Raw genomic sequence first — 8,559 nt, forward strand, 5'->3', positions numbered from 1 at the left:
TCATTCACAGTCCCGCAGGTTCAACCTGCGTTTGTGGATGCTGCCGCCCGTCGGCCGGTCATTCGCACGACGCCAGTGCCTGCTTTCGCCCCTGCATCGTTACTTTCAGGGGTCGTCAACCGCAGTGCAGTCTCACGAACATTTCATGCAACAGGCGCTGGACCTTGCTGCCAGAGGCGCGGGCTGCACCACACCCAACCCCTTGGTTGGCTGCGTTGTGGTGCGTGACGGCGTGGTACTGGGCGAAGGCTGGCATGCCCGTTACGGACACCACCATGCCGAGGTCAATGCGCTGCGGTCAGCCGCCAGCAACACCTCACACCCTGCCTGGCGACCTGATCTGAAAGAGCCGCTCACCGTCGGTGCCACCCTGTATGTCACGCTCGAACCCTGTAACCATCACGGCCTCACGCCACCCTGCACCCAGGCCATCATCGATGCCGGCATTGCACATGTCGTCTATGCCATGGCCGACCCGAACCCGCGTGCTGCCGGCGGCGCGCAGCGACTGAGCGAGCATGGCATTCAGCTGACGCAGGGTGTATTGGGCGACGAGGCCAGATTCCAGAACCGCTTCTTCCTGACTCATCTGAGCACCAGACGCCCCTATGTCATCGCCAAGTCAGCCAGCAGTCTGGACGGGCGCATTGCCACCCGGACCGGTCACAGCCAATGGATTACCGGCCCGGAAGCCCGGCAACGCGGACACCAGTTGCGCCAGGCGGTCGATGCCATTCTCGTGGGCGCCGATACCGTCATCTGTGATGATCCCTCATTGACGGTACGCCTGCCCTCATCACAACTGGACGCTGCCGATGTACGCCACCCCAGACCGGTGGTGCTCGACAGCACAGGACGCGTGCCGCTCAGCGCCCGTCTGTTCGACCCGTCTCAATCCTCGCGAACCCTGGTGCTGACGACACGACTGATGCCTGCCGAGCATCGCCGGACGCTGGAAGAACGCGGTTTCGATGTACTGGAACTGCCTGCCAGCGAGCAGGGACCGGGTTGCGATCCACGCGCCGTACTCGATGCCCTGGGGGCTCGTGGCATTCAGAGCCTGCTGTTGGAAGGCGGCGCATCGATTCACGGTGCCTTTCGGGATGCCGGACTGCTCGATGAAGTCTGGTGCTTCATCGCCCCTACGCTTATCGGTGGCCAACAGGCTCGCCCGGCCTTCGCCGGCCTGGGCAGTGACTCACTCGATGATGCCACCACGCTGGGAGACATCCAGATCGAGACCGTCGGCAAGGATCTGCTGGTGCGTGGTTGCGTCATTCATTCGGAACAGGTGACACAGACATCGTCACCTCACCCCATCAATCAGGACAAGATCTAGACATGTTTACCGGTATTGTGGAAGAACTGGGTACGGTGCGAGACTGCCGTCGCTCGGGCGATGGCTACGCGCTGTCCATCGATTGCGCAACCGTACTGGAAGGTACGGCGCTCGGGGACAGCATTGCGGTCAATGGCGTGTGCCTGACCGTGACGGAACTCGACGCCAACGGTTTCGTGACCGGGCTGGCACCGGAGACGCGCAAGCGCACCAACCTCGATTCTCTGGTTCACGGCTCGAAGGTCAACCTGGAACGCTCCGTGACTCCGACGACTCGCATGGGCGGGCACTTCGTGCAGGGTCATGTCGATGCCACTGGCACCATCCGCAAGTTCCGGCGGGACGAGGATGCTCTTTGGGTCACCATTGCAGCGCCTGCAGAGCTGATGCGCTACATCGTCACCAAGGGCTATATCACTCTCGATGGCACCAGTCTGACCGTGGTGGATGTCGGCGATGACTGGTTCAGTGTCACGCTGGTCGCCTACACCCAGGCTCACATCGTCATGCCCGGCAAGAGCGTTGGCGATGGCGTGAACATCGAGGTGGATGTGCTCGGCAAGTACGTGGAACGTCTGATACAGCAAGGAGTTGCCGTGGCTCACAGTGGCAGCACCACAGGCAGTGGCGCACCTGCCTCGGCCATTACTCCGGAATTTCTCAGGGAGAACGGTTATGACTGATTCGATTCTGTCCTCGGTTGAGGATGCGCTGGCCCTGTATCGTCAGGGTGGCATGGTCATCGTCGTGGATGACGAAGATCGCGAAAACGAGGGAGACCTGGTACTGGCGGCAGATTTCGTCACAGCCGAAGCCATCAATTTCATGGTCACCCACGCCAGGGGACTTGTCTGTCTGGCAATGCGAGGCGCTCTGCTGGATCGCCTGCAGATTCCGATGATGGTGCCACAGGCGCAGAATCGTAGTGGATTCGGCACGGGCTTCACCCTGTCTGTCGAGGCCGTTCATGGTGTATCCACCGGTATCTCGGCTGAAGACCGGGCGCAAACCATCCGCACGCTGATCGATCCCGACACCACACCGGCCGATATCGCCATGCCGGGACACATGTTCCCGCTGCGTGCCCGTGATGGCGGTGTGCTGGAACGACGCGGCCAGACAGAGGCCAGTGTCGACTTGTCCATGCTGGCCGGCCTGACTCCCGCAGGCATCATCTGCGAGGTCATGCGCGAGGATGGCACCATGATGCGGCTGGAAGAACTCAGCCGCTTTGCCAGCGAGCATCAGTTGCCCATCATCTCCGTCGAACAACTGGCAAGCTTCCGGCGTGAACTGGAAGGCCTCGATGATACCGATGAAACCGGTGCCAGCGTGCAGCCAGTCGACGACGCAGAACCTCTGGTTACCGAAATCGGTCGTAGCGCCCTGCCAACAGCGCACGGCAGTTTCGACATCGTGGTTTTTCGCGACCGTCAGGGGCTGGAGCACAGCGCTCTGCTCAAGGGTGAGCCCAGTGCCACATCCCCTTTGACCCGCGTACATTCGGAATGCCTGACCGGCGACAGCTTCGGCTCCCTGCGTTGTGACTGTGGAGCGCAGTTGCAGGCCGCCATGCAGACCATCGAGCAGCAGGGCAATGGCGTCATCCTCTATCTGCGCCAGGAAGGTCGAGGTATCGGTCTGGGCAACAAGATTCGCGCCTACGAGTTGCAGGATCAGGGCCTGGATACGGTGGATGCGAACCATCAACTGGGGTTCCCTGCCGATGCACGTACCTATGATGTGGCTGCGGCCATGCTCAATGCGCTGGGCATCGGCAGTATTCGTCTGCTCAGCAACAACCCTGAAAAACACCGCGCTCTGGAGCGCCTTGGCATCCGTGTCTCCGAGCGTGTTTCCCATGTCGTGGGAGCGCACTCCCATAACGAAGCCTATCTGAAGACCAAGGCCGAGAAGATGGGCCATGAGTTCTCCTGACCCCTCTTGACATCATCACTTCAATCCACAGCACATACTCATGACACACCTGATAGAAGGAAAACTCATTGGCACCGGTCTGAAGATCGGTATCGTCTGTACCCGCTGGAACGACTTCATGGGTCATCGCATGCTCGAAGGCGCCAAGGATGCATTGCTGCGTCACGATGTAGCCGATGATGACATTACCGTGGCGGTGGTTCCCGGCTGCTACGAAATACCGCTGGCGGCAAAGAAGATGGCCGAGAGTGGCAAGTACGATGCCATCGTCTGCCTGGGTGTACTGATTCGTGGTGGCACCATTCACTTCGACCTGATCGCCGGGGAAGCCAGCAAGGGCATCAGCAATACGGCATGGCAGACAGGCGTGCCCACCACTTTCGGTGTCATCACGACTGAAACCATGGAACAGGCAATCGAACGCTCCGGCAGCAAGGCGGGCAACAAAGGCGCCGAAGCCGCCATGGCAGCCATTGAAATGGCCAATCTGCTCAAGTCACTCTGATCAAGTCAATCTGATCAGCCTGATCAAGGAACGGCCGGGAGGCTCGAGCGGTTCGAGCCTCCCTCACTCCCTCACTCCCGCACTTCCGCACTCCCGCACTCCCGCACTCCCGCACTCCATCACTCCATCACTCCATCACTCCATCACTCCATCACTCCATCACTCCCGCTTCTTCCGCACCTCAAGCACCTCAAGCACCGCTTCACGCCACCGCAACACTCGACGCCGCTACTGACGGAAAGCGATTATCAGCGACTTACGCTGTTATATACTGCAACGAAACCTGTGCATCTCTCGGCTCGCATGAGGACAATTCCTTCGCGAGCCTGTTCAGACTGATGCGCCAGAACCATCAGACGTGCTAGTCTGAGGAACTGATATACATAAAAGCGAGTGATTGTTCAGACATTGACCCAGATCACGTCGAGGAGACCTCCCCCAAGACTCACTGGCTGGGGGGATCCATGAGCACACCCCGGATTCCTTCGAACGAAACCGAGCGAGTCGCGGTTCTGAAGCGCTATGGCATTCTCGATATGCCTTCCGACGCCGTGCTGGACAGTATTTCGCAGGCAGCTGCCAATCTGTGCGGAACACCCATTGCTCTGATCAGTCTGGTCGACTCCACCCGAGTATGGTTGAAGTCCTGCGTCGGCATGTCCATGAAGGAGGCTGCGCGTGATTTTTCCTTCTGCGGCCTCGCCATCCTGGAACCCACCAGACTGCTGGAAGTGGAAGACGCGAGTCAGGATAAGCGCTTCAAGAACAACCCGCTGGTAACCGGCGACCCCCATATCCGCTTTTATGCAGGCAACCCGCTGGTCACTCACGATGGATTTGCCCTTGGCACCTTGTGCGTCATCGATACCCAACCGCGTCGCCTGACCTCCTCACAGCGAGACGGCCTCGCTCAGTTGGCCAATGCCATCATGGAGCTGCTTCGCGAAAGACTCGACTCCAGAATCACGGCCATCGATAACATCATCGAGCAAAGCGTGCAGGACGGCGTGATGATCACCGATGCCAGTCGGCCCGACAACCCGATCACCTATGTCAACCGGGCGTTCGAACTGATGACGGGTTATGCCAAGGAAGAGGTTCTGGGCAGGACCTGTCAATTCCTGCTGGGCCCCGAAACGGATCCCGACAGCCGGGCGATATTGAGTAGTGCCATCTCGGAGCAGCGCCAGTGCGCACTGACCTTCAAGAACTATCGCAAGGACGGCACCCAATTCTGGAACGAACTGACAGTCTCACCATTGAAGGATTCCGAAGGCAGGGTCATCAGTTTTGTCAGCGTTCTGCGTGACGCCTCGGATCGGATTCTTGCCATGGATAGCTCCCTGCGCCTGTCCAGAACCACTGAAGAGCGTGAACAGGCGCGGGCCAGTCGCAACCGGCTGGCGCAGATCGTCGAAGATTCCGCCAATGAGATCTATGTCTGTGATGCCGACAGCTTTCAACTGCTGAATGCCAATCGCTCGGCACGGGAAAATCTCGGCTATGGCGTGGATGAATCTCAGCAGCTGATGCCTTGGGATTTCGTCGAAGGTCTGACGCAAGAGAACATGAACGAGCTGATTGCTCCCTTGAGAGCCGGTGAGCTGGATGCGCAGGTCTTCGAAACGGTGCACAGGCGAAAGGACGGGACTACCTATCCGGTATCCACGCATTTTCAGTACATGGCAATGCAGACGCCACCAGTCTATACCGCCATTGTTCAGGACATCAGCGAGCGTCAACGCCAGGAAGAAAACGTGCGCTTGCGCGAACGCGCCATCGAGGCAGTCGATGTCGGTGTCACCATCATCGATGCCACTCAGGAACACAGTCCCCTGGTTTACGTCAACGAGGCCTTGTGTGCCATGACCGGGTACACGGCCGACGAGCTGATCGGGCAAGGTGCGGCGATTCTGCAAAAGGACCATCATCAGAAACTGCCCCACCTGGAAGTCAAGGCAGCTCAGGCTAGAGGAGAATCCGTGCATGTGCTGTTCAAGAGTACACGCAAGGATGGTTCGCAGTTCATGAACGACCTGTCCCTCTCCCCTGTACACAATCTGGCAGGCAAGCTGACTCACTACATCGGTATCAATCGGGATGTGACGGTAAAGCTCGAGGCCGAGGAGCGGTCACAGCGTTCGCGCAAGATCGAAGCTGTCGGCCAGCTCGCCGGCGGTGTTGCTCACGATTTCAACAACCTTCTGAGTGTGATTACCGGGAATCTGGAGTTTCTGGCCATGGGCATTTCCGATGAAATGCACCAAGGCTACCTGGACAAGGCTGACAGCGCCGCCAAGATGGGGGCCCGCCTGACGCGCAGATTGCTGAGCTTCGCCAGACAGGGGCAGCTGGAGCCCACGGTGCTCGATGCCAACACACACGTGCTTGCCGCCATCAACCTGCTGCGTTCAACGATCGGGGAACACATCACCCTGTCATCGAATCTGGCCGATGATCTGCGTTGCATTCTGGCGGATGCGAGTGAGATCGAAAACACGGTCGTGAATCTGGTCATCAATGCCCGAGACGCCATGCCCAGGGGCGGCACCATCACCATCGAAACGAGCAACGTGACCGTGTCGGAAGACGGAGTCGGCAAGACGCTCGGACTGGCTCCCGGGAACTACATCAGGTTGTCCGTGGCGGACACCGGCAACGGTATGGACGATGAGGTCAAGGCTCGCGTGTTCGAACCCTTTTTCACCACCAAGGACTCCAGTACCGGACTTGGCCTGGCTTCCATCTACGGCTTTGCGCAACAGTCCGGAGGCGATGTGCACATCAGCTCGGAGGTCAATGAAGGTGCCGTGGTCGATGTCTATCTTCCCGGCCACTGCGAAAACCCGGGCGTGGACGACAGCGGCGACAAGCCGGGTATCACCCGCCCGAACGAGCGAGTCAGCCGCATTCTCGTTGTAGAAGACAATGACATGGTACGGGAGCTGACCGTTGAACGGCTGCATGCTCTGGGTTACCACACCCGACAGGCCAGCGATGGAGCCAGAGCCGTGCAGATACTTCAGGAAGATGCCGACTTCGATCTGATACTCACCGATATCGTGATGGAGGGTGGCATGTCGGGTTTCGACGTCGCCCGCTGGGTTCAGAGCAGGCTGCCACATTGCAGGATTCTGTTGACATCCGGCTTCAACGAACAGATGGCTGAAGCCGGTGATATCAATATCGGCAAGCTGGGGGTTCTGCAGAAACCCTACAGCCTGGCCGAGTTGCAACAGCGGATCAACGAGGCGTCACGAACAAGGCCTGTTAACGAGGCGTCACGAAAAAGGCCTGTTGATGTCTGAACAAACATCAGTCTGAAGCAGCGCGACTGTCTGCACACCTCTCTGAGGCCCGCCAAGAAGGCCTGTCCCCCATGAGGCAGAAGTTCAAGTCAGACTTGACCTCTTCAAGAGTGCAATGTGAATTTCACCTCAGCCTGCATCCACGAGGTGTTATTCATCACTTCGAACGCAACCGTCTCGACATTGGATGTAATATCTGGGGAAGCAACAACTCTCAGTAGTTGTTGTACTTGGCAGTAAATTTGGTTGTATCAAAATGATCAAAAAATCCCTTTTTTCTGGCAGCGATCAGACCAAACCTACCATTACCGACTATTGTATTCTTGAGAAAACGAGTCACACCTCTTTTCATACCATTTCTTATTGACGGTCGTTTATGCCAAAAAAGCACCCTGAAATCATTGAATCCCATAGTTTGCAACAGTTTCTCAATAACGGCTGGATCAGTCGGAAACCAATTCAATCCATAGATCCCGCTCATTAGATGACTGGTGTCTTCGCGAGCCAATACGAGACCCGATCTGGGGCTGTATCTCGAAGCGGAATTAAAAATCAGGACCTCATTTGTCAAGTCCGCAATAGTTTTCAAGCTGGATATTGGATCGGGCAGGTGGTAGAAAATTCCCTTGAACATTCCAATGTCGTAGTTGTCCAGTCCTATCGATTTGACTCCTTCCAGATCTGCGACACGAAACTGAGCTGCTTCCGTATCGTCGAGTAAATGCTTTTTGAGAAAATTTGCTTGATTAACCCAATGCTCTCGAGCATCGAAACCAAATGCCTTTTCGCCACCAAGTTGCATAAAATAATTTGAATAAGCTGCACAGTTGCAGGCAGCTTCCAAAAAACTTCTTCCACTCACACCATCTGGGTAGATCGAACCCAACAAGTCAACGAATTCTTGCTTGTCATCGATCAGAACGACTGTCCCTTCTGATCCAATTCTTGACTCACTTTCTGAACCAATTTGCGTCGAAATATCAGGCGTAATTACAACTTTGTGATGCCAAGGTCCTAGCTCTGTGATTTTCCTCTTTAGAAACTCACTTTCTTTAACTTGAGTCATTGGTTGCGGTCTCCAGCTTGTATTAGATCACGTCATCTCAATTCTGGAAAATGTTAATGACGTTGATCTTCAATCCATTGTCATTGGTTTTTAATTTATTACACTTCGGTCAGCGCAAAATGAAGTATATACTCCGGGCCAAATATATCACGCAGTGGTGGCGGAGTGCCAGCGGTTCCCGGCGAGTTTCTGAGGGCCGCATAGCCAGCGATCTTGCGTAACCTCGGCAGGGTGCTTTTGCGCAAACTATGCTCTATGGGTCTCTGTGCTTGTCGATGAACCTCATGGCCTCTCCAACCGTCGTACTTCGCAAATGCATGACTGCGTCCGGGTTGAATCAAGCCGTTCGTCAACAGTTCTCCCGTATGGTTGATACTCGAAGACAAGCCAGTAGTGATTTCAC

6 protein-coding genes are annotated in these 8,559 nt (G+C 56.6%); 5 read left to right on the forward strand and 1 reads right to left on the reverse strand.

Annotation, left to right across the window (positions count from 1 at the left end; genetic code table 11):
* The first annotated feature begins 37 nt into the window (after window positions 1-37).
* From ribD to ACUNV4_RS29605, 5 genes are all read left to right on the forward strand, one after another.
* A complete protein-coding gene (ribD, locus tag ACUNV4_RS29585; protein WP_430882282.1) occupies window positions 38-1,339 on the forward strand; it encodes a bifunctional diaminohydroxyphosphoribosylaminopyrimidine deaminase/5-amino-6-(5-phosphoribosylamino)uracil reductase RibD in 1,302 nt (433 codons plus the stop codon).
* Window positions 1,340-1,341: 2 nt separating this feature from the next.
* Complete coding sequence (ribE, locus tag ACUNV4_RS29590; RefSeq protein ID WP_430882283.1) at window positions 1,342-2,022, forward strand: riboflavin synthase; 681 nt, start codon at window positions 1,342-1,344, stop codon at window positions 2,020-2,022.
* A complete protein-coding gene (gene ribB / locus ACUNV4_RS29595; protein ID WP_430882284.1) occupies window positions 2,015-3,277 on the forward strand; it encodes a 3,4-dihydroxy-2-butanone-4-phosphate synthase in 1,263 nt (420 codons plus the stop codon). Before ribE ends, ribB begins: the two co-directional genes overlap by 8 nt.
* A gap of 40 nt (window positions 3,278-3,317) precedes the next feature.
* On the forward strand, window positions 3,318-3,782 hold the full coding sequence (gene ribH, locus ACUNV4_RS29600; RefSeq protein ID WP_430882285.1) for a 6,7-dimethyl-8-ribityllumazine synthase: 465 nt from the start codon (window positions 3,318-3,320) through the stop codon (window positions 3,780-3,782).
* Between the two features lie 464 nt (window positions 3,783-4,246).
* A complete protein-coding gene (locus tag ACUNV4_RS29605) occupies window positions 4,247-7,090 on the forward strand; it encodes a PAS domain S-box protein (protein ID WP_430882286.1) in 2,844 nt (947 codons plus the stop codon).
* A gap of 214 nt (window positions 7,091-7,304) precedes the next feature.
* On the opposite strand, the gene ACUNV4_RS29610 is transcribed toward ACUNV4_RS29605, so the two are convergent.
* Complete coding sequence (locus ACUNV4_RS29610; protein ID WP_430882287.1) at window positions 7,305-8,156, reverse strand: hypothetical protein; 852 nt, start codon at window positions 8,154-8,156, stop codon at window positions 7,305-7,307.
* Between the last annotated feature and the right edge of the window lie 403 nt (window positions 8,157-8,559).

The organism is Granulosicoccus sp. 3-233 (assembly GCF_052681095.1).